At 55.5% G+C, this 25,543-nt stretch carries 34 protein-coding genes; 11 read left to right on the top strand and 23 right to left on the bottom strand.

Going from position 1 to position 25,543, the window contains the following annotated elements; translation table 11 throughout:
* Positions 1 to 75 precede the first annotated feature (75 nt).
* Positions 76 to 741: a DNA-3-methyladenine glycosylase I gene (locus EDB94_RS16965; protein ID WP_108019016.1), complete on the bottom strand. Its 666-nt coding sequence runs from the start codon at positions 739 to 741 to the stop codon at positions 76 to 78.
* Between the two features lie 13 nt (positions 742 to 754).
* On the bottom strand, positions 755 to 1,879 hold the full coding sequence (locus EDB94_RS16960) for a hypothetical protein (protein ID WP_108019015.1): 1,125 nt from the start codon (positions 1,877 to 1,879) through the stop codon (positions 755 to 757).
* 177 nt (positions 1,880 to 2,056) lie between these two features.
* Here EDB94_RS16960 and EDB94_RS16955 point away from each other — a divergent pair, with 177 nt between their 5' ends.
* Both EDB94_RS16955 and EDB94_RS16950 read left to right on the top strand, forming a co-directional pair.
* A complete protein-coding gene (locus EDB94_RS16955) occupies positions 2,057 to 2,599 on the top strand; it encodes a GNAT family N-acetyltransferase (RefSeq protein WP_260312619.1) in 543 nt (180 codons plus the stop codon).
* A 16-nt stretch (positions 2,600 to 2,615) separates the two neighbouring features.
* A complete protein-coding gene (locus EDB94_RS16950; protein WP_108019013.1) occupies positions 2,616 to 3,719 on the top strand; it encodes a histone deacetylase in 1,104 nt (367 codons plus the stop codon).
* Between the two features lie 26 nt (positions 3,720 to 3,745).
* Here the strand turns inward: EDB94_RS16950 and EDB94_RS16945 are convergent, their stop codons facing one another.
* A complete protein-coding gene (locus EDB94_RS16945) occupies positions 3,746 to 4,657 on the bottom strand; it encodes a histone deacetylase (RefSeq protein ID WP_104271370.1) in 912 nt (303 codons plus the stop codon).
* A gap of 39 nt (positions 4,658 to 4,696) precedes the next feature.
* The gene (locus tag EDB94_RS16940) at positions 4,697 to 5,893 is read right to left on the bottom strand and encodes a CaiB/BaiF CoA-transferase family protein (protein WP_108019012.1); all 1,197 of its coding nucleotides are present in this window, start codon (positions 5,891 to 5,893) and stop codon (positions 4,697 to 4,699) included.
* Positions 5,894 to 6,058: 165 nt separating this feature from the next.
* On the opposite strand from EDB94_RS16940, the gene EDB94_RS16935 reads away from it, so the two are divergent.
* The 6 genes from EDB94_RS16935 to EDB94_RS16910 all read left to right on the top strand — a co-directional run bounded on the left by EDB94_RS16935 (position 6,059) and on the right by EDB94_RS16910 (position 12,588).
* On the top strand, positions 6,059 to 6,712 hold the full coding sequence (locus EDB94_RS16935; RefSeq protein WP_206076561.1) for an ABC transporter ATP-binding protein: 654 nt from the start codon (positions 6,059 to 6,061) through the stop codon (positions 6,710 to 6,712).
* A complete protein-coding gene (locus EDB94_RS16930; RefSeq protein ID WP_108019011.1) occupies positions 6,702 to 9,269 on the top strand; it encodes an ABC transporter permease in 2,568 nt (855 codons plus the stop codon). The genes EDB94_RS16935 and EDB94_RS16930 overlap by 11 nt, the downstream gene beginning before the upstream one ends.
* A 309-nt stretch (positions 9,270 to 9,578) precedes the next feature.
* Positions 9,579 to 10,397 (top strand): transporter substrate-binding domain-containing protein, encoded by an 819-nt coding sequence (locus EDB94_RS16925; RefSeq protein WP_008169535.1) that lies wholly within the window; start codon positions 9,579 to 9,581, stop codon positions 10,395 to 10,397.
* A 153-nt stretch (positions 10,398 to 10,550) separates the two neighbouring features.
* Positions 10,551 to 11,216, top strand: a complete 666-nt coding sequence (locus EDB94_RS16920; RefSeq protein ID WP_008169533.1) for an amino acid ABC transporter permease — start codon at positions 10,551 to 10,553, stop codon at positions 11,214 to 11,216.
* Positions 11,216 to 11,869 (top strand): amino acid ABC transporter permease, encoded by a 654-nt coding sequence (locus EDB94_RS16915; RefSeq protein ID WP_008169529.1) that lies wholly within the window; start codon positions 11,216 to 11,218, stop codon positions 11,867 to 11,869. The genes EDB94_RS16920 and EDB94_RS16915 overlap by 1 nt, the downstream gene beginning before the upstream one ends.
* Positions 11,866 to 12,588: an amino acid ABC transporter ATP-binding protein gene (locus tag EDB94_RS16910; protein WP_014576841.1), complete on the top strand. Its 723-nt coding sequence runs from the start codon at positions 11,866 to 11,868 to the stop codon at positions 12,586 to 12,588. Before EDB94_RS16915 ends, EDB94_RS16910 begins: the two co-directional genes overlap by 4 nt.
* 88 nt (positions 12,589 to 12,676) lie before the next feature.
* On the opposite strand, the gene EDB94_RS16905 is transcribed toward EDB94_RS16910, so the two are convergent.
* From EDB94_RS16905 to EDB94_RS16875, 7 genes are all read right to left on the bottom strand, one after another.
* A complete protein-coding gene (locus tag EDB94_RS16905) occupies positions 12,677 to 13,069 on the bottom strand; it encodes a hypothetical protein (RefSeq protein WP_108019010.1) in 393 nt (130 codons plus the stop codon).
* Between the two features lie 19 nt (positions 13,070 to 13,088).
* Positions 13,089 to 13,835: an SDR family oxidoreductase gene (locus EDB94_RS16900; protein WP_108019009.1), complete on the bottom strand. Its 747-nt coding sequence runs from the start codon at positions 13,833 to 13,835 to the stop codon at positions 13,089 to 13,091.
* 113 nt (positions 13,836 to 13,948) lie between these two features.
* Entirely contained in the window at positions 13,949 to 14,368 is a 420-nt protein-coding gene (locus EDB94_RS16895) for a DUF4399 domain-containing protein (protein WP_373274854.1), read from the bottom strand.
* Between the two features lie 75 nt (positions 14,369 to 14,443).
* Positions 14,444 to 15,400 carry a serine hydrolase gene (locus EDB94_RS16890; protein ID WP_260312618.1) on the bottom strand — a complete coding sequence of 319 codons (957 nt, stop codon included), beginning with the start codon at positions 15,398 to 15,400 and terminating at the stop codon, positions 14,444 to 14,446.
* Positions 15,401 to 15,574: 174 nt separating this feature from the next.
* The gene (locus EDB94_RS16885) at positions 15,575 to 15,907 is read right to left on the bottom strand and encodes a YnfA family protein (protein ID WP_008169514.1); all 333 of its coding nucleotides are present in this window, start codon (positions 15,905 to 15,907) and stop codon (positions 15,575 to 15,577) included.
* Positions 15,900 to 16,343 carry a GFA family protein gene (locus EDB94_RS21030; RefSeq protein ID WP_108019007.1) on the bottom strand — a complete coding sequence of 148 codons (444 nt, stop codon included), beginning with the start codon at positions 16,341 to 16,343 and terminating at the stop codon, positions 15,900 to 15,902. The genes EDB94_RS16885 and EDB94_RS21030 overlap by 8 nt, the downstream gene beginning before the upstream one ends.
* 67 nt (positions 16,344 to 16,410) lie before the next feature.
* Positions 16,411 to 17,160 carry an NAD(P)H-dependent oxidoreductase gene (locus tag EDB94_RS16875; protein WP_108019006.1) on the bottom strand — a complete coding sequence of 250 codons (750 nt, stop codon included), beginning with the start codon at positions 17,158 to 17,160 and terminating at the stop codon, positions 16,411 to 16,413.
* An 89-nt stretch (positions 17,161 to 17,249) separates the two neighbouring features.
* On the opposite strand from EDB94_RS16875, the gene EDB94_RS16870 reads away from it, so the two are divergent.
* Positions 17,250 to 18,134: a LysR family transcriptional regulator gene (locus EDB94_RS16870; RefSeq protein WP_108019005.1), complete on the top strand. Its 885-nt coding sequence runs from the start codon at positions 17,250 to 17,252 to the stop codon at positions 18,132 to 18,134.
* On the opposite strand, the gene EDB94_RS16865 is transcribed toward EDB94_RS16870, so the two are convergent.
* The 9 genes from EDB94_RS16865 to EDB94_RS16825 all read right to left on the bottom strand — a co-directional run bounded on the left by EDB94_RS16865 (position 18,131) and on the right by EDB94_RS16825 (position 22,306).
* Positions 18,131 to 18,727 (bottom strand): glutathione S-transferase family protein, encoded by a 597-nt coding sequence (locus EDB94_RS16865; RefSeq protein ID WP_108019004.1) that lies wholly within the window; start codon positions 18,725 to 18,727, stop codon positions 18,131 to 18,133. The two genes, EDB94_RS16870 and EDB94_RS16865, sit on opposite strands and share 4 nt — an antisense overlap.
* A 45-nt stretch (positions 18,728 to 18,772) precedes the next feature.
* Positions 18,773 to 19,225: a GNAT family N-acetyltransferase gene (locus tag EDB94_RS16860; protein ID WP_108019003.1), complete on the bottom strand. Its 453-nt coding sequence runs from the start codon at positions 19,223 to 19,225 to the stop codon at positions 18,773 to 18,775.
* Between the two features lie 37 nt (positions 19,226 to 19,262).
* Positions 19,263 to 19,355: a ChaB family protein gene (locus EDB94_RS16855; protein WP_108019101.1), complete on the bottom strand. Its 93-nt coding sequence runs from the start codon at positions 19,353 to 19,355 to the stop codon at positions 19,263 to 19,265.
* Positions 19,352 to 19,618 carry a DksA/TraR family C4-type zinc finger protein gene (locus tag EDB94_RS16850; protein ID WP_108019002.1) on the bottom strand — a complete coding sequence of 89 codons (267 nt, stop codon included), beginning with the start codon at positions 19,616 to 19,618 and terminating at the stop codon, positions 19,352 to 19,354. The genes EDB94_RS16855 and EDB94_RS16850 overlap by 4 nt, the downstream gene beginning before the upstream one ends.
* A 98-nt stretch (positions 19,619 to 19,716) precedes the next feature.
* Positions 19,717 to 20,037, bottom strand: a complete 321-nt coding sequence (locus tag EDB94_RS16845) for a DUF2834 domain-containing protein (protein ID WP_108019001.1) — start codon at positions 20,035 to 20,037, stop codon at positions 19,717 to 19,719.
* A 43-nt stretch (positions 20,038 to 20,080) separates the two neighbouring features.
* Complete coding sequence (locus EDB94_RS16840) at positions 20,081 to 20,479, bottom strand: GFA family protein (RefSeq protein ID WP_108019000.1); 399 nt, start codon at positions 20,477 to 20,479, stop codon at positions 20,081 to 20,083.
* A gap of 90 nt (positions 20,480 to 20,569) precedes the next feature.
* Positions 20,570 to 21,049, bottom strand: coding sequence for an acyl-CoA thioesterase (locus EDB94_RS16835; RefSeq protein WP_014576853.1), 480 nt, complete (start codon positions 21,047 to 21,049; stop codon positions 20,570 to 20,572).
* A gap of 64 nt (positions 21,050 to 21,113) precedes the next feature.
* Positions 21,114 to 21,401 carry a DUF1330 domain-containing protein gene (locus tag EDB94_RS16830; RefSeq protein WP_108018999.1) on the bottom strand — a complete coding sequence of 96 codons (288 nt, stop codon included), beginning with the start codon at positions 21,399 to 21,401 and terminating at the stop codon, positions 21,114 to 21,116.
* Positions 21,402 to 21,460: 59 nt separating this feature from the next.
* Positions 21,461 to 22,306, bottom strand: a complete 846-nt coding sequence (locus EDB94_RS16825; protein ID WP_260312626.1) for a LysR family transcriptional regulator — start codon at positions 22,304 to 22,306, stop codon at positions 21,461 to 21,463.
* Between the two features lie 144 nt (positions 22,307 to 22,450).
* On the opposite strand from EDB94_RS16825, the gene EDB94_RS16820 reads away from it, so the two are divergent.
* Positions 22,451 to 23,155 (top strand): FMN-dependent NADH-azoreductase, encoded by a 705-nt coding sequence (locus EDB94_RS16820; protein WP_108018997.1) that lies wholly within the window; start codon positions 22,451 to 22,453, stop codon positions 23,153 to 23,155.
* Entirely contained in the window at positions 23,148 to 23,627 is a 480-nt protein-coding gene (locus tag EDB94_RS16815; protein WP_108018996.1) for a nucleoside deaminase, read from the top strand. Before EDB94_RS16820 ends, EDB94_RS16815 begins: the two co-directional genes overlap by 8 nt.
* Before the next feature lie 96 nt (positions 23,628 to 23,723).
* On the opposite strand, the gene EDB94_RS16810 is transcribed toward EDB94_RS16815, so the two are convergent.
* The 3 genes from EDB94_RS16810 to EDB94_RS20800 all read right to left on the bottom strand — a co-directional run bounded on the left by EDB94_RS16810 (position 23,724) and on the right by EDB94_RS20800 (position 25,477).
* Positions 23,724 to 24,224 (bottom strand): ATP-binding protein, encoded by a 501-nt coding sequence (locus EDB94_RS16810; protein ID WP_108018995.1) that lies wholly within the window; start codon positions 24,222 to 24,224, stop codon positions 23,724 to 23,726.
* Between the two features lie 95 nt (positions 24,225 to 24,319).
* Complete coding sequence (locus EDB94_RS20635) at positions 24,320 to 24,730, bottom strand: hypothetical protein (RefSeq protein ID WP_146162218.1); 411 nt, start codon at positions 24,728 to 24,730, stop codon at positions 24,320 to 24,322.
* A gap of 75 nt (positions 24,731 to 24,805) precedes the next feature.
* Positions 24,806 to 25,477 (bottom strand): DUF4145 domain-containing protein, encoded by a 672-nt coding sequence (locus EDB94_RS20800; RefSeq protein WP_219908268.1) that lies wholly within the window; start codon positions 25,475 to 25,477, stop codon positions 24,806 to 24,808.
* Positions 25,478 to 25,543: the final 66 nt, after the last annotated feature.

The following is a 25,543-nucleotide window of genomic DNA, read 5'->3' as shown; positions in this document are numbered from 1 at the left end:
TTCGTTGTTAATGCGGAGGCGAATGATAACAATTATCATTAAATAAACAAGAGGTAATGAAATCGCGTGACAAGATCAGTCGATAGTAAACGAGAGGATTCTCGAGAGGTGGCTGTAGGGCAGGCCACTCTCCTCATGCCAGAGATTAAACGCTTCCTGCGCCTGCATCAGCCCTTTCTTGCTGGTGGGTGAGGCATCCAAAACCTCTTCCCTATGCAGCGCGGCAATAACATCCCGTGAAAGGATAAAGCCGTCCCAACCCACTCGCCGCAAAAAGTATTGGGCGCTGTTGCCACCGAGCCTCGCTCCGTTGCGTTTAAGCCACATCAGCAGGCCGGCCTGGTCACTGCTGGGCCAATCGGCGAGGAACTTGCCAAAGCTGCCGTGTTCCCGGGAGGCATCGACAATCATCCGCGCATTTTCGGGAACGGTCTGAATTTTCTGCGCGTTCCTGACGATCCGCTCGTCGCCCGCCAAACGCTCAAGCACTTCGGGAGGAACCTGCTGCCAGTAAAGCGGTACAAAGCCTTCGAAGGCCTCTTCAAACTTCGGCCATTTGTTTTCGATCACCCGCCAGACGAAACCGGCCTTGAAGATGCACCGGGTGATTTCCGAAAGGTATCGATCGTCACCAAGAGCCCCAAGCTCGCCGGGTGCCGCAACTCTCGGCAGCCGTGCGAGAACCTCGCCCTCGCCGCCTTTCTGAAGAACGGCCTGTTCGTAGATGCGGGAAAAGGACATAGCGGTCTCTGAATCAGTCCAGTGTGTTAAGTGATTTTTTCCGGCCAACGTGTGCCAGGCCAGTGATCAGGGCTCCGAGCAATCCGAGTGCGGGGCGCACAATCAATCGAAATACCCAACTGCCGATGTACAACACCGGCAGTAGTATCAGCATCCACCCGAGAAACTGCACCAGCTTTACCGGGTAGCCCATTACTTCCGCTACCTCTGCCAGGACGTCATTGATGATACCGGGGTGTGTGACCACCAGATACCCCACGCCAATCACGGCGGGCCATTTTGCGTAGCGGGCGGTCGTCATCAGCATGCGCCCGCTAGTCGTGAGGCGAGCGGCCAGTGCTGCGGACCGGGTACCCCTGGCAGCGCCTCTGGATGAAACAGCGACAGCCCGTCCTACCCGAAGTACCTTCAACGCGCTGGCAAAAACCAGAACATCCACCGACGCCCAGCCGATATCAGAGGCGGTCACGTCGTCACCGGTGCGGTGCTGAATCTCAAGGTTGCGTATACCACTTGCGAAGAACTGGTTGATGTTCTCCAGCACCCGTTCGGTTCGAACCCAGATGACGTCGCCCTGCTCGTTAAATACGAACTGGCCCAGGAAATCGTGCCCTTCCTCCTGAATAAATCGCACGGCGTACCACCCGCGCTCTTGCGGAGTCAGCTTTTCCTTTCGGGAGGTATTTTGTTGGCCGCCGGTACTGTTATCGGTTTCTTCGCCTCCGGTAAAGAACTCAAGAGCCGCCTGATATTTGCTCGCCAGATCGTTCATCAGCTCGATAGAGCCAACAGGTTTGCTCAGGAAATAGTGAATCGGCGGAAGAATGTTTTCGCCATAGAGCCGAAGAATTTCCCGGAATTCCGGTTCGGGACCATATAGGGGAAATACTTCGCGTGTCATCGCCGGGTATCGCAAATACGCTGCCCGGGCCTTCAGTAGCAGCAGTTCGTCGTCTGCCATATCCAGCAAGGCTGCCTGAACTTCCAGTGGCTCTTTCTCGATCCGAGGGAATTCCCGGAGAGTATTTTCCGCCTGAATCTGGATCAGCCGCTCTTCAATCAGCATGGGCCGGGATGTGACCGTCGACAACAATGCAACGATCACCGAAATCCCCAGAATCAACAGGAGTTTTCTCATCGAAACTTACCCCGGGCAGGAATGAGTAAAAGAACCGTGTAGATGTTGCCGCTTTTGTAGCTCGATCAACCAGCGACTACGCTTTGGAGAGTAGCGCAAATGTATACGCCCCGAAAATGCAGATCATTCCGGGATTGGGCTGGCATGCTTTTGGCAAAGGTCGAACGGGAGTTGCAAGTGGCGGTAAATCAAGCGAAGCGTGGATTTGTGATCAGAGAGGCCCGGGAAGAGGATCTGCCCGAGATGGTGGGCTTCCTCGCCAAACTGGCCCTGCATGTTTCGGGTGCGCCTCCCCATGTCTTGAAGGAAAGCGAGTACAAACGGCTTCTGCGAACCCTGCACTCCGCCCTGGACGATCCCAACAGACGACTCGTTGTGGCTGAAAGCAAAAGCGCCGGGCTCGTGGGCATGGGTTATGTTTATATCTGGAGAAGCCAGGGCATCTGGGAGCAGTCGGAAGCGGCAGAATTCAAGTCTGGCGTTATTGATGATATCTGGGTAGAGCCGGACTTCCGGGGGCTTGGTATCCTGAAGGCACTGTTGCGGGATCTTGTGACTTTTGCGGAGGAGCATCACGCCTCGGAGCTAATCCTCGAATACTCTGCTTCAAACAAGGAAGCCAAGGCTGCCTGGACCAAGCTGGGTTTCAAACCGACCGGGGTAAGAGCTGCAGCATTCACCTCGGTGGTGAAGCAGGCGCTGGCGGAATCACAAGGATAAGAAAAGGAAACAGGCCATGATCGGCGATCGCAGTGTGAATGTGTTTTACGATGAGATCATGCTCGGGCATAACCCCGAGGTGGATCTTCCGTTCATGCCCAGCCGGGTGGAAAAGCGGGTGCGATCCATTCTTCAGGGCTTGGATTTCAAATGGAGCTATCCGGAGCACCCTGGGCGGATCAGCGCCATCAAGGAGTATCTGGATGAAAACCCTGTGGCAGGTACTCAATTCAAATCGGGTGCGGCTGCCGCAACATACGATCAGCTGGCACGGGTACACACCACCTCCTACCTTGACCACATCTTCTCACTGGACGGGAAACGGGCGTGGCTTGATAAAGATACTACGGCGGTGTCACCCGACAGCATCAAAGCCGCCACGGCTGCGGCCGGCAACGCCATTGCCGCCGTTGAAAGCGTTGTGAAAGGGGAGTGTAACAGCGCGTTTGCCCTGATCCGCCCGCCCGGCCATCATGCGGAACCGGTTCGGGCACGGGGATTCTGCCTGCTCAATAATGTGGCCATTGCTGCGGCCCATGCCCAGGCCAAACTCGGCTGTGAGAAGATTCTGATCATCGATTGGGATGCCCATCATGGCAACGGTACCCAGGACATTTTCTGGGCAGACCCCGATGTCCTGTTTTTCGATACCCACTGCGCGGCGCCATTCTATCCCGGATCCGGTCACCTGGAAGAGATCGGTGATGGGCTGGGGGAGGGCTACACCATCAACGTGCCACTGCCGGAAACGGCTGGCGACGTTGCCTTTGAGAAAGTGTTCCGGGAGATCCTGATGCCGGCGGCGGATTACTTCCAGCCGGATTTGGTGCTGGTCTCTGCCGGCTTTGATCCGCACAGAAACGACATGGCCCTGAACCTCACCTACGATGGCTTCAAAGTAATCACAGGCATTGTTCAGGCGATTGCCGACAAACACTGTGAGGGACGATTAGCGCTGGTTCTGGAGGGTGGCTACAGCCTGAGTTCGCTGTCCAAAGGGGTGCACGCCGTGCTCGAAGTGCTGGCCGGAGGAGAGGTGCCGGAAGTGCATGAGATCGGCGTGCCGGAGGCCGAGGAGGCAGCTGAGTTCCATCGGTCTGCCTTCAGTGATGAGGACTAATTCTGCTTTGAGCAATAAAGACTAGGTCAGTCGGCTGAAAACACCCGGCTGGCGGCTTCCACAACAATCCCGTGCCGCTTGGCCAGTTTCACCCGGTCATCATCGTAGCCGCCGCCAATCACCGTCGCTACTGGAATGTCCCGACGTTTCAATTCACTGAGCACCTGAAAGTCCCGCTCAAAAATTCCCTGTTCGGAAATGTTCAGCCGGCCCAGGGGATCATTCCTGAATACATCCACGCCCGCGTCATAGAGCACGATATCCGGCCGGGATAACGCAAGTGCTTTGTTCAGCGTTTCGCTGACAACTTCAAGATAGGCCCCGTCTTCGAGGCCATCCGGTAAGGCGACATCGAGATCGCTCACCTTTTTCTCGAACGGGTAGTTGCGCTCGCAGTGAATCGAGCAGGTAAAGGCATTCGGCTCGTTCGCCAACAATGCAGCGGTACCGTCACCCTGATGAACATCCACATCGAAGATAAGCACACGTTCAATGTCCTCCTGCTGCAACAGCACATTGGCGGCGATCGCCAGATCGTTGAGGATGCAGAAGCCGGCGGCGTAATCGTAATGGGCATGATGGGTACCACCGGCCAGGTGACAGGCAATGCCATGCTGAAGGGCCAACTGCGCCGTCAGAACCGTGCCTGAAGGAGCCAGGAAAGTGCGTCGGACGAGGCCCTTGCTCCAGGGCAGATTCATCTGCCGTTTCTCCCGTGCCGAGAGTTGATCGCCGGCGAAACGGGCGAGGTAATCCGGGCAGTGGGTACGGGTCAGCCACGCCTGCCGGCATGGGGCAGGGCGAAAGCTATTGGCTTGAGTGAGAAGCCCTCTCGAGCGGGCGTAATCGGCAAGGAGCCCGAATTTTTCCATGGGAAATCGGTGCTTTGCCGGGAATGGGAAGCTGTAGTCTGGATGGTGAACCACGGGTACGGGCATTGGATCGTCCGGCTGCAGTGGATTTGCGACGTCAGAATGTTATTTGGCAGGCACGGCTGCGATGCCAGAATCACACATCGCCTGAATTTCTTCGGCGGAGTACCCGCACTCTGCCAGCAGTTCGCCGGTTTGCTCGCCAAGGCGCGGAGCTCCCTGCCAGTGCTGCTCCGGTGCGGCCGAGAATCGCGACGGCGCCCTGGCCTGGCGGAGTCGGCCGGCCTGGGGGTGGTCGTAGTGGGAAAGCAGATCGTTGGCCAGTACCTGGGGATGGTCGAGTACCTGAGTGCGGGTCAACACCGGGGCGCAGGGCACTTGCTCGGCCTCGAGCCTTGCCAACCAGTGTTCGGCCGTATCGGTTTTGATGACCGACTGGATCAGCTCCAGCCTCGCATCAATATTCTCCTGGCGCAGCCGGGCAGTCAGGAACCTTGGATCCTCCGCCCACTCCGGGCGGTCCACAGCTCGAATAAGGGCCTGCCACTCTCGATCGCTCTGAACCGCAATGGTGATGTAGCCGGTTGTGGTCTCATAGATGAGATCCTGAAGGCTCGCAGCCTCCTGCTGAGGCACCTCACTGTGAACAAAGGTCTGGCTGCCCATGTCGGAGCTCCAGAGAAACGCGATGATCGCGTCCAGCATGGACAGCCGGACATGCTGGCTTTCCCCGGTGCGTTCCCTGGCAAACAGGGCCGCGGTAATCGCCTGGGCTGCGGTTACACCGGTGAGCTTGTCGGGCAAGATGGTTCTCACCAGTTGCGGACGCAGTTCATCGGCGCCCGCCTGCACGGTGGCCAATCCGGAGAGGCCCTGAATCAGCGGGTCGTATACCGGTCGCTGGGAATAGGGGCCGGTATCACCGAAGCCACTGATTGATACCATCACGAGATCCGGGGCCACTTTGCGCAGCTGCTCTTCGCCGAGCCCCATCCGCTCAATGACGCCCGGCCGGAAGTTCTGCACAAAGACATCGGCCGACGCTACCAGTCGAAGCAGCGCGTCGCGTCCCGCCTTTTCTTTCAGGTTCAGCGCCACTGATTTCTTGTTGCGGTTGTTGTTGAGGTACAGCGCCGACATATCGCCCTGCCGATTGGCCGCGGAGCGCGTAAAGTCGCCACCCGCCGGATTCTCGATCTTGATAACCTCGGCACCCTGATCCGCCAGTATCATGGTCGCGAGAGGCCCGGAAATCATGGCTGTCAGATCGATAATGCGGATGCCATCGAGCGGTCCGGTCATGGTCAGGACTCCTGTTTTTCCGTGAAGGCGCCAAAAAACGTGAGTGCGCCACTCTTAAAAAGGGTTCGTACTCTAAACTTTATGCGGATGCCGATCATTTACCAGTACGCAACAGAGCAGGAAATTCATCAAACCAGAGGAGCGCCAGTGTCCACCAGTGTTGAAATGACCGACATTTTTCTCGAGTACCCCACAGAGTCCGGCAAGGTCGCCGTACTCAAAAATGCCTCCCTCATGGTGCCCCCGGGAGAAACACTGGCAATCACAGGCCCCTCTGGCAGCGGGAAAACGTCCCTGCTTTTGTTGCTCTCCGGCCTGCAGCGACCGACCAGTGGAGAAATTCTGGTCGGCGATCAACGTCTGGGCGACATGGACGCCAATGCTCTGGCCGACTGGCGAAGTGAGCACCTTGGCATTATTTTCCAGTCCTTTCACCTGCTGCCTGGCCTCACAGCCCTGGGAAACGTGAGTCTGCCGCTTGAGATTGCCGGCGAGGCCAGGCCGCGGGAGCGAGCTCTCGCCATGTTGGAGGCCGTTGGTCTCAGCCATCGGCTGCAGCACTACCCGGGGCAGCTCTCTGGCGGCGAGCAGCAACGGGTTGCGATTGCTCGGGCACTGGTTCACCAGCCAAGCCTGTTGTTGGGAGATGAGCCCACAGGCAATCTGGACCATGAAACCGGTGAGAAAGTGCTCTCCCTGCTGTTCGACTTGCACAAGGACAGCAAATCCACGCTGGTACTGGTGACCCATGACGAGCGCGTTGCCGAGCGTTGTCAGCACAGGGTCCGGATGGACGGTGGGCGTCTCTATGCCTCCTGAACGCTCCACAAACCCGCTCTGGATGCTCCGATTCGCGATCACCGATCTGCGGTCACGTATCTCTGCGTTGAAGATTTTCCTGGCCTGCCTGATTCTCGGCGTTACCCTTGTGGCTGCGACAGCCAGCCTCTACCGGGTGATCGAGCAAAGCTTGCTGGCGGATACCCGCGCGCTGCTCGGTGGCGATGTGGAGCTGGATACCAGCGAGCCGCTGCCCGATGATGCGCTCGAATGGATTCGTGCTACCGGCAAAATTTCACTGGTTCGGGAATTCGATACCATCGTCAGCGGAAGCGGCGGCGACGGCTTCTTCCGGGCGGAGATACTGGTTCCGGATGCTCTCTATCCCCTCTACGGCGAGCTGGAGCTAATGCCGGATAAGCCTCTGGGGGCGCTTACAGGCCAGAAGGAAGGGCAGTGGGGCGCTATCATCGATCCTTTGCTGGCAGAACGCCTGGGCCAGTCGATTGGTGACCGGATTGAGATCGGCGCCGCCACCTTTCGAATCAGCGGCCTTATCGAGAAGCAACCGGATCGGAGCCTGAACGCCAATTGGCGAGGTCTGCCGATCATGATTTCCGAGCAGGCCGTGGAGGCAACCGGATTGATTCGCCCGGGTAGCCGCGTGGATTACGAATACCGGGTACAAACCGAACAGAATCTCGACACCTGGCTTGAGGAATTCGAGCAGGCATTCCCGGATGCGCGATGGGAAATCACTACGTTTGCCGAGCGCAGCGAACGGATTTCCGAGCGTCTGGACCAGATTGCCACAGCACTCATCCTTATCGCTTTCACTACATTGTTCATCGGTGGCCTCGGCGTTGCCAACAGCATCCACGCCTACCTCGATGAAAAGCTGGGCACAATTGCCACCTTGCAAACACTTGGCCTGCGTCGCAAACCGCTTGTCGGCATATACCTCCTGCAGATTGGTGTATTGGGCAGCCTTGCGGGGCTTATTGGCGGTGGTATCGGGCTGGGGCTTTCCGCCCTGGCGATCAACCTGGCGGGCGATGCCTTTGCTCTGGCAGGGCCCGGTGGGGCCGGCGGCTGGTTGTCCTTGTGGTTGGTTCCCTTGCTGCTGAGCTGGCTGTTCGCTGTTCTTACTGCTTACGTGTTTGCACTGCCGGCACTCGCTCGAGCCCTCGCTGCTGCGCCGGCCGGGCTTTTCCGGGGGCAGGTCGAGGCGGCTCCCAACGAGCCCCGCAGCTGGCGGATTGCCAGCTATCTACTGCTGGCTGTCTACATCGGCGCTACTCTGTTCTGGCTCCCATCGCCTCATCTGGGCTTTCTGTTCCTGCTGGCGGTTACGCTGCTCTGGGGCCTCCTGGAAGGTTTGATCAAGGGGTTGCGCCGCGGTGCCAAGGCTTTGGAAAACGGCGGTTTTGCCGACCGCAGGTTTGCCCGGCGGTTGGCCCTGGCCAATCTGCACCGGCCGGATTCGCCGCTCCGGGCAACCCTGCTGTCACTGGGTACCGCGCTGACGCTTGTGGTGGCCTGCACGTTGATGGTTACCACGCTCCTGAGGGCGGTTGAAACCACCATACCGGAACAGTCGCCGGCGCTAATCCTCTATGAAGTGTTCCCGGACCAGATGGAACCGCTGCAAAACGGCCTGGAAGCGGTGGATGCCTCCAGCCGCGTCGAGTTGCTTCCGATGGTCCGTTCCCGTCTGGACACTATTAACCAGAAGCCGATTGCGGAGGTTCTCGCTGATAATGCCGAAGCTCGGCGAGAAGCCATGGGCGATGAATACAAACTGAGTTATCTCTCGGGCAACCCCGAAGCACTGGAACTGGTGGAAGGCAGCTGGTGGGAATCGCCGGCCCCCGAGGGGGAGCCTGCGTACATGGCCATGGAGGATCGGGAGGCCTACCAGCTTGGACTGGGGGTGGGCGACCAGCTCACCTTTACTGCACAGGATAAGAGCATCGACGTCGAAATCCGTGCAATTTACCGGCAAAAAGGGCTGCAGACCCGATTCTGGTTCGAGGGCATATTGCAGCAAGGCGCACTGGACGACTTGATCAGCCTTTACGTTGGTGCGGTCTACCAAAGCGATGAGGCGGCCAGGGAATCCCAGCAATGGCTGGCACAGAACATCCCCAATGTAATCACGCTGCGCACCGCTGACTGGCTGGAAACCGCCGGCGATCTGCTGAACAAGGCAGCCGCGGGCCTGGCGGCTGTGGCATCGGTCAGTCTTCTCGCCAGCCTGCTTGTGCTTTCCAGCGTGGTCAGTGTCAGCCGCAGGCGGCAGCTTTACGAGGCCAACCTGTTGCACTGCCTTGGCGCCCGTCACGGAGCGATCCGCCAATCCATGCTACTGGAAACCGGTTTGCTGACCTTCCTGGCAACGGTTTTCGCGACGGCGCTTGGTGCGCTAATTGCTTTACCTGTGGCTGACCTCGCCTTGAAGCTGCCGGCCGGCGATTTATGGTGGATTGGGGCGCTGGTTGCCGGAGGTGTCAGTTCGCTGGCGCTGCTGGGTGGATTACTGCCCACGCTCAGGGCAATGCGGTTAAACCCCGCTGTGTTGCTCAGAGACCGTTAAAATGGCCTGCTATAGTAATAAATTCGTCTTTTTGATTAAGGAGGTGTAAACATCAGTTAAATCATAGACCTAAGAACATGAAAAATGACTGTTTGTTCGTTTTTTGGCCGCTATCACGAGTTGCAGGCTCAAAAAATCCGGTTATATTGAGGAAATTAAGGAAAATTGCCTACCAAATGGCAAATTTCAAAAATTTTCACTAAATAATCTACGGTAGTATTTTTACGTATGCTTTTTGCACATAACTCGTGTTGTGTAGGCATAACGGACACACACTTTTCGCCCACGAAAGAAAAAGAGAGAATAACTATGATTCGCAAACTAGCACCGCTTGTATTCGCTTGTGCTGCGGTAACCTCCGTAAGCGCGACAGCCGATCAGCTGGACACCGTGATTCAACGTGGCACTCTGAACTGTGGCGTGGTTCTGGATTTCCCACCAATGGGATATTTTGACGAGAACAACGAGCCTGCAGGCTTTGACGTCGATTACTGTAACGACCTGGGCGAGGCGCTCGGCGTAGACGTCAATGTTCTCAACCTGACCTGGGGCGAGCGGATTCCCTCCCTGGTGTCCGGCAAGACTGATGTGGTTATCGGCTCTACCTCCGATACACTGGAGCGCGCCAAGACCGTTGGCTTCACCTACCCGTACTTCGTGTTCAAATTCCAGGTTATCGCCAACGAGGACAAGAACATTGAATCCTTCGACGACCTGAAGAACCTGAAAGTCGGTGCGGCACTCGGCACCACCTACGAAACCGAATACCTCGCGTATGCCGAGCAGCAGGGCTGGGGCAAGGACAACTACACCTCCTTCAAATCCGAGAACGATGCGTACCTGGGTCTTTACCAGGGCAAGGTCGACGCAATCATCTCTACCAACACCAACATTGCGACCAAACTGCGTAGCGAAGAGTTCGCAGACTTTGAAGCGGGCCCCTACGTTCCCAACTACGACGACGTTGTGGGCATCATCGCCAAGCGTGATGAGGTTGCCTGGATCAACTACCTGAACCTGTTCCTGGTACGCCAGATTCGCGACGGCAACATGAACGAAGCTTACAACAAGCACTTCGGTACTGATGCGCCGGCCGATCTGATCAAGTCCCTCCGGGACAACAAGTAAGCGCCGAACCGACGGCCGCCAAACAGGCGGCCGTCATTGCATTGGTTCCCGGGTCGGGCACTCACCATCGGGTGTCCTGATCTAAAATTCTGATCAAGGCCCTTCTTACCGGGCTCTGGTCGAGTTTCCTACCATTCATAAAATGGCCAAGGTATGGACTACGAATTTCACTGGAACGTTGTGTTCCAGAACATGCCCCAGCTGCTGAACGGTGCCTTCGTTACCCTGCACGTATCCGTTCTGGCGATGCTTCTGGGCGTTGTGATCGCAATACTGTTGGCGATCGCCAAAATGAATAACACGAAGTTCTTCAGCCAGGTTGCTACGGTCTGGGTCGAGATCGCCCGGAATACGCCGGCCCTGTTCCAGATCTACATGGCCTATTTTGGCCTTGGAGCATTTGGTATCCACCTCAGCCCCTACGTGGCGGTACTGAGCGCACTGGTCTTTATCAACGCGGGCTACCTGACGGAGACGTTCCGGGGTGGTTTCCAGTCGATCCCGAGCACCCAGTACAGCGCTTCCAAGTCGCTGGGCATGACCAGTATCCAGACGTATCGATACATCATCCTTCCGCAGATGCTGAGACGCATCTACCACCCGATGACCAACCAGTTTGTCTGGTCCATCCTGATGAGCTCTCTGGGCATTCTGGTGGGTATGAGCGAGCTTTCTGGCACGACTCAGCGTCTGCAGTCACTGTCGTTCAGAACGCTGGAGTTCTTCATTGTGGCGGCCGTGATGTACTTCGTGATCACCAAACTCGTGTTGTTCGGATCATCACTGCTTGCTCGTAGACTCTTCAAGGGGGAAATCTGATGAATTCTTTATTCACACCCCTGTCCTGGAGCGATAGCGGTCTGATCCTGACCGGTGTCTGGAATACCATCATCATCTCCGTTGTCGCCATCGTGGTGGGCACTATTCTGGGATTGATCGTCGGCTTTCTCCGTGCCGAGAGCAACAAGGCCGTCAACGTCCTTTTCGGTAGCGTGCTCGACGTGCTGAGAAGTGTTCCCCTGATCATCCAGCTTATTCTGTTTTCCACCTTTGTCGGTGCGATGGGGAATCCACTGGCGCCGTTTGTTGCGGGCTCCATTGTGCTCTCGCTGTATACCATGGCCTTCATGAGCGAGGTTTTCCGCAGTGGCTTTGAGAGTGTCAGTCCCTCAATGCAGACGGCAGCGCGCTCACTGGGCATGACCAAATGGCAAACCATCTACCACATTCGGTTGCCGATTGGTTTGCGTGCTGTGTTCCCCTCGTGGCTGGGTGTTGCACTCAGTGTCATCAAGGACTCGGCCCTGGTCTCGGTCATCGGTTACATGGAATTGCTGCGCACGTCGGAGCAACTGATTTCAAGAACCCAGCAACCGCTCGAGATTCTGATCGGTGTTGGTATCTTTTACTTCATTATTTCGTACCCGCTGTCCCACTACGGCCGGTATGTTGAGAGGAAAATGGCAATATGATCAGCGTACAGAATGTCCATAAATCCTTCGGCGATCTTGAAGTACTGAAAGGCGTCAGCCTGGATGTAAAGAAAGGCGAGGTCGTGAGCGTTATCGGGGGCTCCGGCAGTGGCAAGTCGACTCTCCTGTATTGCATCAATGCCATTGAGCCCATCAACAAGGGCAAGATCCTCGTTGATGATGTGGATGTCCATGCCAAAGAGACCAACAAGGACAAGCTGCGCCAGAAACTGGGCATGGTCTTTCAGCAATGGAATTCCTTTCCTCATATGACTGTACTGGAGAACGCCGCACTGGCGCCCAGAATCGTCAAGAAGATGAGCAAGGAAGAGGCGATTGAAATCGCCAAGAAAGAGTTGGAGCACGTCGGCCTGGGTGATAAGTTCGACGTCTATCCCACGAAAATGTCCGGCGGCCAGCAGCAACGCCTGGCGATTGCCCGTGCTCTGGCCATGAAGCCTGACTACATGCTGCTTGACGAGGTGACCTCCGCGCTCGACCCGGAGCTGGTCGGCGAGGTTCTGGATACCCTGCGCCTGTTGGCAGAAGAGGGGATGACCATGATCTGTGTGACCCACGAAATGGGGTTCGCACGGGATGTCTCTGATCGGGTGGCTTACTTCCACGAGGGCGTGATCGCAGAGATCGGTGAAGCACGCCAGGTGATTACCGATCCGCAAAACCCGCTCACCCAGAAGTTCCTTTCAAAAGTGCGCTAGAAAGTCGCCACAACCGTGGCGCTGGCTGGGGGAGTTCTTGGACCCGCTTTCCCAGCCATTTTTCCAGCCCGCCCAGAATCCGGCGGCTTCAGTTCCGGTTCTTGAGCACTTCGTAAATCTGCCTGACCGCTTCCTCCTGCTTTTGTTTCTCAACCATATCTTCCAGCAGCTCCAGTACCCGTTTTTCGTCGTTGCTCCGAAGACCCGGCCAGTACACATAGGGCACCAGATCCGGATTGCTGATAAAGAACAAGGCGGTTTGTTCCGGATCGTTGGCCATGTCTCCGCGCAGGCCTACGGTAAAGTGGCGGCCCTCGCCACCCCGGAGCGTTAACAGAAGGGATTGGTCCGGCTCGATGAATCGGGTTTCCTCCACGGTAATGGGCTCTGCCAGATCCGGCACGGAGGTGATGTAGTATTGAAAGCCAAGGAACCCCAGCAGAACAGCAATCAACGCTGCCAGGGCAAAGGATTTGTTCATTCTGAATATTCCAAGCTGCTCACATTGCTCTGGCAAATAATCCAAAGGGAAGGGATTTGATCACGTAGCTCAGCGGCGTCCATGGCCACCAGGGCACATAGGCCCGGCGCTTCTCCGATTCGATGGCCTTCACCAGAGCCTTCACTCCGGTTTCCAGATCCACCCGGAAGGGGGCATTTTTCGTATCGCGGTTAATATCGGTGAGAATGTAGCCCGGCATGATGTTGCTGACGTTAATGGGCTTGCCCCTGGTATCCAGTTGCAGGCCTTCCGCCAGAGAGGCTACGGCGGCCTTGGTGGCAGCGTATACGTTCAGTGGCCCACGGAAACCGCGAACACCACTGACAGACGACATCAACACCAGATGACCGCTGTTCTGCTCGCGGAAGATCTCCATGGCTGCCTCACTCTGGGCAATAGCAGCGATGAAGTTGGTCTCGGCGGTGTGACGGTTGGCAGCGAAATGCCCACGGCCGATGGGCTGTGAGCTGCCAATACCTGCGTTAACCACCACCCGATCAAGACTACCGAGTTCATCCCGGAAGCCCCGGAACACTTCGAACACCTGATCGTAATCGCAGACATCAAGGCCTCGGACCAGGACCCGGATATCCGGATAGGTCTGCTGCAATTCCCGCTGGAGAGCTTCCAGCTTGTCTGCCCGGCGCGCACAGAGCGCCAGATTACAGCCTTTGGCCGCCCATTCGCGGGCCATGCCTTCCCCGAGACCGGTGCTGGCACCGGTAATCAGAATGTTCTTTCGCATCAGCTATCCCCTGGATTCGTTCGGATTATTTGCGCTCACAGTACCATGATCGAACGCCCAGGGGATTGACTGAAATGCAACTCTGCACTGGCCATCCCGTTCAGGGTAGAACGTTACTCCACCATCACTGTGATTTTCTCGGAAACCACTGGCGGGTTGTGCGGCACATGCATGTGATCACCGACCAAAAGCTGCAGCGTGTGTTTACCCGGTGATAGCGTGATCTCGGTTTCGGTTTGCCCGCCACCAAAGTGTCTGATTTGATCTGTTGCCGGGAGGGATTTGCTCAGATCGGACGGTACGTCGGTATCGATCAGCAGATGGTGGTGCCCGGTGCCTGCTTTTTCCACGCCCGCAGGTGCCACGCCCATGTTCCGCAGACCAAAGACGACTTTAAAGGTTTCGTCTACGGTTGCGCCGTCAGTTGGTTGCACGAAATATACGCCAGCGTTGGCCGGCGCCTCAGACTTCATGCTCTCTGCAATCGCTGCTACTGGCGCGATCAACAGAGCTGAAAACAGTGTAATTGCGATCCTGTTCATTTCGTTTCCTCCTTGGTGTTCGCCACCAGTGAGTATAGTTGAGGAAACGTATGCGTGACGGCCGCTTCAGTTTTTCACGGCAGGAATTATGTGGTCCTCAATTAACTGGAACTGGCGGCGCAAAAAGGCTGAACCCGGCGAGGGTGGGGTAGGGTCAGAGGTCATCACCACGGTCAGTTTGCGAGCGGGCATCACATACAGTACCTGGCCTCCGTACCCACGCCCGTAATACCCCATTTCGCCGGCGAGCGGCTGCTGGAACCAGCCGTAGCCATAGGGATCATCTGTGTAGGCGGACCTTCCGCGTTCAATCCAGGACTCCCGCACCCAGTTTTCCGGAAACAGGCGCCGATCACCAAGGCGGCCTTCATTGCGATAAAGCTCGCCGATTTTTGCCAGGTCCCTTGGCGAAAGAGTCATATTATTGCCACCAAAATAGATCCCCTGGGGGTCCCGGCCCCAGGCAGGAATGGTTATATTCAGTGGCTCGCCCAACCATTCCCGCGCCAGGTCGAGCGTGCTGCGCCCGGCGCTTTCGGTGAGCGCCGCCGAGAGCAGGTGGCTGCTGCCGGTGGAGTAGAGCATGCGACCGCCCGGCTCATCCACGAACGGCCGGGTGAGCACATGGTGCACCCAGTTATCGCTGTTCACCCAGGGACCATAGTAACGGCCAGATGTCCGCTGCAACCCGGCCTGCAAAGACAGCAGGTGCCCCAGAGTTATCCGGTCTACGCCCTCGGTTGCGGAGGCGGGTACGCGGTCACCGAGCGTTTCAACAACCGGTTGATTGGTTCCCTCGAACACACCTTTTTCGATGCCGATACCCACCAGCGCGGCGAGTACTGTCTTTGAGAGAGATTTGATGTTGGTTGGCGTGTCGAGCCCGGCACTTTTCAAATCCAATGCCAGAACTTCCTGGCCCTCATGGACAACAATCAAGGAGTGAAGGCGCTCAAGGTTTGCAGCCTCTCTGGACACCTCTGTTTGCCAGTCGGCCGTCTCCGAGTGGCTTGGCGGGGTCACCAGGAGCAGCAGTGCGAAAAGCCAATATGAAAAGCGTTGCATAGTGTAAGGAGGCGCTAGCGTCTTCCTTTTGGTAAGTGGAACGTCGATCATATGACTACTGTACGTCAGCGCGCCGAGAGGAGGTCACGGCTTAAGCAGATCTGTGGTGATTATCCGGTACGCGATGCAGATTTATGCGCCTCTAGGCGCAAACATGATAATCGCCATGCCGAGCAGTGCTACGCCGGATCCCACCAGATCCCAGACGGTTGGCCGGATGCCGTCAATAGCCCAGAGCCAGAGAATGGCCATGAAAATATACACACCGCCGTAGGCCGCATAAACCCGACCGGCGGCAGTAGGATGCAGGGAAAGTAACCAGGCAAATGCCGCCAGGCTCAGGGCCCCGGGTACCAGAAGCCAGATGCTCTTTCCCTCGCGAAGCCAGAGATAGGGTAGGTAGCAGCCAACGATTTCAGCCAGCGCGGTAACGAGAAAAAGACCGATGGTTTTCAGTTCAGGCACAGGGGTTTTCCTGTAAAGCTTCCTGCAAAGATTCAAGGCTCTCGGGCCCTGCCTCCAGGCGGACGCACTCCCCGGAGTCACGCTCCCAGGAGGCAGCTGAGCCCATGTGAAGATGCACGTTTACGGTCATGGCCCCTTCAAATGACGCCTCCAGGAGTCCTGCAGGAACCCAAACCAACTCCATGCCCCTCAGTTGGTTTGGTACTGGACTACCGCATACCGAGCAGAAATCACTGCGATAGCCTGTTGGCTTCTGGAAAGAAGAGATTTTGTCCTGACCAGACAGCCAGCGAAAATCCTTCTGCGTCACAAAAGTTGCCGCATTCGCCGACGATCCCGTTACCTTCCGGCAGAGGGAACAGTGGCATTGGTAGAGGTTGGGGATATTGCCCTCAATCTTGAATTTCACTCTGCCGCAAAGGCACTCGCCTTTCATTCCTAATTCCTTGTCGCGGTCATTCCGCAGATGAGGTTATGGAGCTCTTCGTAACATGCTCTATTTCCTAGAGCCGCCACCGCATAGGATGAGTCTGTTGAAGCATACCGTCCTCGTCCCAGTCTTCCCAGCCGGTAAACGGAATGGGTGACTCATCGAATAATTCCGGCAACCGCTCCGCCCAGAGCGCTTTCTTCCGTTCAAGCTGCTCCCTGAACCTGGACTCATCTTCGTAACGAATACCGCCTCCTTGAATGCCGTAGCTAACTTGGGGCGGCAGAACATCAAACCCCACGTAATACAGCGAGGAATGCATGGGCCACAGCCATTCCACCATATTGCCAGCGCGGCCGAAGGGCCTGAAGGCCCGCTCCGGAGACCCGGTGGTTACCGACAACATGGCTTTTTTGCCTCGGAAGTGCCCCCGGTTGTAACGTCGGCTCCCGGAGTAGAGCCCTCCGTATACCAAAACCCGATCGAACCAACCCTTGAGTATTGCCGGTTGCGCGTGCCACCAGAGGGGAAACTGGAAGATCACAAGGTCGGCCCACTCCAGGTGGCTGATTTCTCTCTGGACCTCAGGAGCCAGCGCGCCTCGTTCATAATGAGCCCGCTGTTCGGTCAACGGGGCGAAATAGGTGTCATCAACATGCTCTCGGTAGTGGCCGGCACGCTCAACCGGATCAAACTCTTGCCGGTAAAGGTCATTAAGTTCCACCGTGTGTCCAACAGCCTGAAGGGACTCTATTGCTACATCAACCAGCCCGCCATTGAACGATTTGCGCTCGGGGTGAGCGAGAATAATCAACACGTTCATAGCCCATCACTCCTTTTGCATTCATCTGGTGATAGCCTAAGCTGTTCCTAAATACACATAAATTCTCAATAGCCGAGAATCTAGTTTGCATGAATGAACAACAAATTCGATGGGATGATCTGCAGATTGTGTCGGCTATTGCCGACACGGGAACGCTATCAGGAGCTGGCAGGCAGCTGGGAATCAGCCATGCGACAGTCTTCCGCCGGCTCACTAATCTGGAAAGTCAGCTGGGTGTAGTTCTGTTTGAACGAGCGCGAACGGGGTACACGCCAAGTGCCGCCGGAGAAGACCTTTTCACCGTCGCGAAAAGGGTGCAAGAGGATATCACTGGCGTTGAGCGCCGACTTGCAGGAAAAGACCTCAAGCTCTCAGGAACCATCCGGGTCACCACAACCGACACTCTGTTTGCGGGTTTGCTGGCCACATCGTTCGAACAGTTTCGTGGAGACTTCTCCGATATCAAGCTGGAAGTTGTCATCTCGAATCAGGTGCACAGTTTGAGCAAACGCGAAGCAGACGTCGCCATTCGCCCCACCGGGAATCCCCCAGAAACCCTGGTTGGGCGAAAGGTTGGAGTTATCCGGCAGAGCGTCTATGGGCAACGGCATCATTGGCAGAACCGGCGGGCACCTCTGGACACCTTAACCGGTTACCAGTGGATCGGCCCGGATACGCACATGGGCAATCGGGCTCTCGAAACCTGGATGGCCCGAAACGGTGTGAGTGAATGCTGCAGTTACCGCGTCGACTCAATGCTGGGCATGCAAATCGCGACACGATCAGGCAGGGCAGTGGCCGTGCTACCAGACTACCTGGGGGATGCCGATCCAGAGCTTTGCCGTCTGACTGATCCCATCACGGACTTGGGTATTCCTCTCTGGATTCTCACGCATCCTGACCTGAAACGGGTCAAAAGAATCCGGGAGTTTACCCGAGTCATCGGTGAGGGATTGAGGCAAGCGCTGGATTAGGCCATAGGCCTGAAATTCGGCAATGCCGCAACGCGATCCAGCCATGCGCGAATCGCAGGGTAGGCTTCCAGCTCAAAACCACCCTCATCCGCGAGGTGGGTGTATGCATAGAGTGAGATATCTGCAGTAGTGACCTTCTCACCCGCCAGGAATGGCGTTTGTGCCAGCTGCTGCTCCATCACCTGCAAGGCCTTGTGCCCGCCGGTTTGCTTGGCGGCATACTCGTCGGCTTTGTCTGCCGGCAGTCCCAGGTACTTGTTGATAAAGCGCGCAACGGCGATAAACGGCTCATGGCTGTATTGTTCGAAGAACTGCCATTGCAGAACGCGGGCCTGAGCGAGGCGGTCATTCGGGTACAGATCAGAGCCGAACGCGAGGTAGTTGATGATGGCGTTGGACTCTGACAGCGTCTCGCCACTATCCAGCTCCAGCAGAGGAATCTTGCCATTCGGGTTCTTTTTCAAAAAATCATCGGATTTTGTGTCGCCCGCCAGAATGTCGACATCAATCCACTGATGGTCGATGTTCAGCAGTTGGCAAACGAGCTGAACCTTGTAGCAGTTGCCGGATTGGGTATCGCCATAGATTGTCATGCAGTTTCCTTTTCTGGGAGCGCGCCGTTTTTCATGCCGGGGCGTTCAGGGCTCCGATCCGGGCTGCTTGAGGTCTTTGATGTAGACATGCGTTGTTTTGGCTTGCGTATAACCAACCGCCGGATAAAAGCCATGAGACTCCAGGCGCGTTACATTAGAGCGTACCACCACCCGCGGGAGTCCCATAGAGCTGGACCAGTCTTCAGCAGACTGGACCAATAACTGGCCGATACCAGCCCTCCGTGCGTGGGAGCCTACAACCAGGCCTGTAATTTCCGCGACAAACAGCTCGCTGAGGAACAGGCGCTTTTCCACTGCTATCCATCCAACGACCGAACCTCCGGAAAGGGCGACGAAAAGCTGATGGTCGGGAGAGTTAGCGATTGCCTCGAGCCATGCTTTCGTTCGGAGCCTGCTGGCTGTGTAACCCCATTCGAGGACCAGAGCGTGAATGCCATCAAGATGATCAGCCCGCCCCGGTTCGATTGAAATGTCCATATTCAAACGCTAGTCCGGGAGGGTGTGCTATGGCGATTCAATCTCGGGATTTGCCTTTGACCCACCTGTCGCCCTCCTTGTGATATTCCTCTTTAACCGCCGCCCAGGCTACTTTGTGGGCCGTCTCTATCGCAGCTGGCTGTCCTTGCTGCCCCTGCGATTGATGCCGCCAGACTGGTTGTGCTCCTTTTCATGGGCCGACTGGCAGTCAATGCACAAACGAACACCTGGAATGGCCTTGCGCCGGGCCTCTGGAATTGGTGCTCCGCACTCATCGCATTCCTCGGCACTTTCGCCTTTGGCCAACTGGCTGCGTGCGCGCTGGATTTCATCCTCAACGCTTGCGTCGATCTGTTCCTGAACCGCACCATCACGAGACCATCCGCCTGCCATGGGGCCCTCCGAAGTCTGGCTGACTGAAACCACTCAACGTTAGCATTGTAGCTCGGGTGCTCAAAGATGGCCGACTCTGATTTGGCTGATGCGAACGGTTAGAGCCTACCGGTTTCAGTCTCGGGCCCACCTCGAAGAACCAGATACAGCAAGGGCCCGGCGGAGACAAACACTGCTGTCAGAACGAAAAACGGAATCAGGTAACCCAATCCTTTGCCTCGACGTTTGGCATCCTGGTACATCCAGATGCAAGCCAATACCGCGAGAATGTAGAGATCAATAACAACCTGTGCGGTATCGGGACTCGACATCAACTGGGCGCCGAAGGCCAGGAGCGATTGCTCGGCGCCGGCCATCACCCAGAAGGTGAAGCCCATAAACAGGCAGAGAACGACGAGGGGGAGGGGGGATACTTTCATAATCTTCCTTGATCCAAAAAATTGAAGGTTGTTGTTTCTCGATTCAGGGATTTTCTGTGTATTGGGGCAGGTCGTCCGTAATCTCAAACCACGGCGCCTTGTTTCCGACGTAAACGTGCCGCTCCGGCTTCACGCCCGGATCAGTATCCAGAGATCCCATCGGGAACCCAAGCACATCTGGCTGGGCATCAAATCTCGTGTAAAGGCTGGAGCCGCAGTTGGAACAAAAGACCTTGTGTTCGCCGGGCGACGACTCGTAGAACTTGATCAGCTCCTCGCCTTGCACCGTGCGCCAGTCCGCTGACCTTACCTTGGCGCGGGTTCGAAATGCTGACGCGTGCAGCTTTCGGCACATGGTGCAGTGGCAGTTCAGAACATCTGTGAGGGGGCCATGGATTTCGTACTTGATGCCGCCGCAGAGGCAGCTTCCGGTTTGGTGCATAGGGTCATCTCCTGTTGATCCCTTCGTCTTCAATACTGGCGTCGATCCGTTCCTGAACCATACCATCGCGTGACGTTTAGAGCACCGGACTCATTTTTTATGCAGTGCCTTGTAGCGTTCCTCCAGTTCGGCACGAATGGCCCTGCGCTCCTTACCGTTGGCAAATCGCCGTATCTGATCATCGGTGCTCGGAACCAGCTGTGGCACGGCAACGGCTTTGCCGTTGTCATCAACCGCCACCATGGTAAAGAAGCAGCTGTTGCTATGGCGAACCAACTTGTCGCGGATGTTCTCGGTAACCACCTTGATGCCGATCTCCATGGAGGTACGGCCGGTGTAGTTCACGCTGGCCAGAAATGTCACCAGCTCGCCAATCTGGATGGGCTGGAGGAACATCACCTGATCGACGGACAGGGTAACAACATAGGTCCCCGCGTAGCGGCTGGCGCAGGCATAGGCAACCTCATCCAGGTACTTTAGCAGGGTGCCGCCGTGCACATTGCCGGAGAAATTGGCTTTGTCCGGCGTCATCAGAACGGTCATGCTCAGGCTTGTTGAATTGTTTTCCATGGCGCTTCTCTGTTGGTTTTGCTGTCCAGTATAGGCGCCAGGCTGCCCGCGGTGGCAGTAGTTATTAGTCGGCCTCGAACGTCACCAGATCCACATCCGCTGCCTGGGTGCGCAACGGCACCAATGCCTGATAGGCAGGAGAGTCGTGCCAATCGACGACGGAATCCGCATTGGGAAAGCGGATAACCACCGTATCGGTGTGCCGGTATTGCCCGCTTAGCACCTTTGCCTGTGTACCCCGAAGTACCAGTTCCGCACCCCAGGGAACCAGCGTTTCCGGAACAAGGCTGCGGTATTCTGCCCATTTGTCGGGGTCTTTTACGGTGATGTTACCGATCACGTAGGCGGTCATTGGCGTTCTCCGGTTTTTATGGGGCTGATGTCCATGAAAAATGAAAGTGACTGCATGTATTACTGGTTCAGGATATCTTCGACCCAATTCAGGAATTTGGCCGCACTCCTCGTTTCGAAGCTATCCCTACCCGGAACGTAATAGCACAAATCTGATGTTACCGATTGCGTGTCGAAGTGCTGCAGAACGTTGGCCTTCAACAGCCTTTCGACGAGCGTTGTAGAGCAGAACACCAGCCCGTTACCTGCCATAGCCTGTTGGATCCCGAAAAGCTCCTGATCAAACGTTTTGAGTTGAATATTTGCCCCCTGCAGTTCATTCTTTTCTAACCAATCGGTGAGGGGAGGGGCCGGTAACGCTTGGTTTTTCCACTCCGTGGTAAACAGGGTTATGGGGGCATTTTCCCAGGAGGGAGGCGTCATTCCATAGGCACCAAATACATTGAATGATTCAAATCGAATGACATCAGAATGCTCAGCAACTGAGACATCTCCGAATCGAATGGGAATGATGTAGGATTGGCTGTCGACCGACTCGCCGGTCGATATTTCCACAGAAATCTCGGGGTTGGCTTGTTCGAAATCGTGCTGGGAAGGGATCAGTACCATCGCTGCCAAGGATGATGTCGTCGTCACCCTGACCGTATTACCTGCCTTCACCACCTCTTCCAAAGCGCTGTCGATTTTGCGAAACCCTTCTGAGGTCGCTTTGGCTAATCGGATACCCGTTCCCGTCAAGGATATCCGTCTTCCCTGCCGATGAAACAGGCTCACATTCAATCGGCTTTCCAGGTTGCCAATGTGGTGTGAGATGGCTGTCGGCGTCAGCGAAAGTTCTTCTGCCGCCAACTTGAAACTACCCCGGCGGGCAGCCGACTCAAAGGCTTTCAGCGCCTGTAATGACACCTGCAATGTGAATCTCCAGGTCAATCACGAGTTCATGAACATTTGGATGAGTTTAATTCATCTGCAAGTGTAATTTTTCCGTTTGTGCAAGTCCATTCAGCGCCACAAACTAGCTCCTGTCATCAATCAGCCAAGGAAATGAACATGAGCACACTATTACACATTGATTCAAGCGTCAGAGCCGCGACAAACCCGAACCCGGATCACGATTCCATATCGAAAAATGTCGCCCGCCGATTCATTGATACCTGGAAACAGAACCGTCCTGAAGATGAATATATCTATCGTGACGTTGGCGTGAACCCACCCGCTTTCATTACCCAGGATTGGATTGGCGCGGTGTTTACCCCTGAGGAAAATAGGACCCCGGCGCAGCAGGAGACACTGGCACTCTCAGATACCCTGATCGCCGAGGTCTCAGCAGCCGACGTTATTGTGATCTCCTCACCCATGTACAACTACGGTATGCCGGCTCAGCTAAAAGCCTGGTTCGATCAGATCGTTCGCATTGGCAAAACGTTTGATTTCGATCTCGAACGAGGGGACTTCCCGCTGCAGCCCCTGCTATCCGGTAAGACATTGATCATTGTGACCTCCAGCGGAGAGTTTGGCTTTGAAAAAGGCGGAATAAGGGAAGAGTCTGGCCACCTGGTTCCGCACCTCAGAACGTTGAGCAAATACCTCGGGGTGGACACCATTTATGAGGTCGCCGCTGAATATCAGGAATTTGGCGACGAGCGGCACCGCGTGTCAGTCGCCAACGCCAAAGCTCGAGCCGAGAGCCTTGCTTCAGAGCTGAGCCTTTCAGCCCCGGCGTTATCGTCAAGAAATGAGGTCACCGATGCGTGACCGAATTGATGAAGAGCGTCTGGCAACCTGTGGCGAAAGCGCCATTGATCTGGCTATTAGCAGTGTAAAAGCCGGTGGTTTGCCGTTTTCCGCTGTGATCGTCAATCAAGATGGAGACGTTGTCGGCAAGGGGGTAAATCAGGTTGCCGAGCATCTGGATTGTACCGCACACGCAGAAATACAGGCGATAAGGGACGCTTCACGGAATGAAAATAGCGTCTCTTTAAAAGGGGCGACGTTGATTGCCTCAGGAGAGCCTTGCGCTCTCTGTTACATGGCGATCCGTATGGCCGGCATTGCGAATGTCCGTATATTGTTGGATCGATATGAGGCAGCAGAAAACGGGTTCGATTATCGGTGGACTTACAGGTATTCGACCCCCAGCCTCATTAATGAGCTGGAGGTTGTGACTTTGGTTAACGACAGGAAGTTACTCCCATTCCAGATGGCCAGGATGGGTCTGAGTGGTTGAGAGTAGTGGTGTTGACCTGCCGCCAGGCTGGCATTTCCAAATTTGTCTGGCTAGAAACGGAGTGCCAACGTAGATGCGTCTGGCAGCAGTCACCCGTTATGCGGACTTTCCTTCAACAATCTGGAGGTTGAACGCCTCCGACTCTTCCGGCGGCTCAAAGTACCCCGTCACTATTCTAAAGACTTCCTCTGTGTCGAACTGAGCTCGTTCAGGCTGTTCTTTCTGTCGCTGTTTCAGCTGTTTTAAACAAACTTCATCGTCTACCGACAAAAAGTACAGCTCATGAGGAATGCCGTGTTGTGAGTATATATCCTTGAACCAAGCTCTTTGCTTGCGGGTGTTGCCAGGAAAGTCCAGAACCACAGAGGTACCAGCCAAGAGCAATTGCTCAACGTGTGATTTCAGCACTGGCTTGAGCCGAGATGAGTAACTGATGTAATCGTTGAAATCATTGATCTCGCCAGGGAATAGGGCGGCCAGCCATTCATCCTCTGAAATAAGCACGGCTCCCCGCTCGCGAGCGATTTTGCCAGACAAAGTGCTTTTGCCGGCTCCCATCTTCCCGCAGAAGAATATCAACGTTCCGTACGAACTCATTGCTTAATCCTTGGGCAAAATCCCAGCTATAAATGGCGCCCTGAACGGGGCGTCCGGTGTAAGGCCGAAGGCTCGGAACACCCTTAATAGTTTCTTTAAGGGATTGATTTACCAACGGAGTTTGCACTAGGTTTCAATCTGCCAATCAGATAGTCTTCTAATGCAGATGAAAGGTAGCTGAACTCGGGAGGGAACCCTATGGTTGCAAGCCGGTTTACCCCGAGCTTTTTCCACTTCTCTTGTGGCACGTATCCGTAATTGTCACCTTCGCCACTAATTGCAAGAACATGGCTCTCTAATCTAGCACTGATACCGCGAGCTACACTGCTGCGCCCAAGCCCGATATATACGAGAGATTCATCGGAAAATAGCGCATACAACCCACCAAGCAAGTAATTTGGTACTGGCCCTTTCCAATTCCAATCAAAGTTCCACGCCGGAACTGGCAACTCTCCGTACCAGTGTCGATTGAAAAATTCTGAAGTTTCCTGAATTAGGTGATCCATGCTTTCGTCCGTGTGCTTAACGCCAGTTGTAATGGGCGCCAACGGAGCGCAGCGTAGTTCCCGTTGACCACCCTGTTAGATTTTTTTGCGTCTAGGGGGAGTTGTTGCCCGCAATGTAGCGGCAGAATGCTCCAAAACATAGTTTTGAAGAAGGTTCTCCACAATATCCATCACGTGCTCGACCTCTGCCGCTTTAGGTTCGTGACCTCGATGGGTGGCGGCATGACCAATTTCGAGCGCAGCCTCCAAGTATTCTCTATTTACCTTGCTAACAAAGCCCTGAGTTTCGAGCTGCCCAAGTTTCTGAGCGAAACCCCCAATATCACCAAGCTTCTCTGTCATGTATAAATCTGCGAGCGTCCTGGCTCCCATCAAAGCAAGTCGACGACAATCTGAGCTCAGCGCAATATAGACTTCCAAAAGCAAGTCTCCCATTTCGTCTGGTAGATGGCTCAGCCAAGCTTTAGGCAAGGGACGCGAGGTAATTGGAGGGTAATAGTCGATGGTGGGCTCTGGCCACTCTGAAAATTCAAATACCTTTTGGAAAGAGATATTTTCACAACCACAGCACTCAAGCATTGAATATATTGTGCGGGAGCTTATCTCGTTAAAACCATATGGATCACTAGGATCAGCCGGTTCACTATCAGACTTCTCTCGCCGCGCGATTACCAAATGCTTAGTTTCATGACCACAAGCATTGCAGTGTGCGCGAGTAATTGTAGTTGCCCCCGCTAAACCGGACACCACCTCATTCGTTTGATGCCAGTTCCGCCCGGTACTCCCAGGGCGATTTCATTTTCAGCCCCTTGT

The sequence above is a fragment of the Marinobacter sp. 3-2 genome (genome assembly GCF_003751355.1).
Taxonomy (GTDB): domain Bacteria; phylum Pseudomonadota; class Gammaproteobacteria; order Pseudomonadales; family Oleiphilaceae; genus Marinobacter; species Marinobacter adhaerens.
The sequence above is the reverse complement of the archived record's forward strand: the minus strand, read 5'-3'. Positions and strand labels throughout refer to the sequence as shown.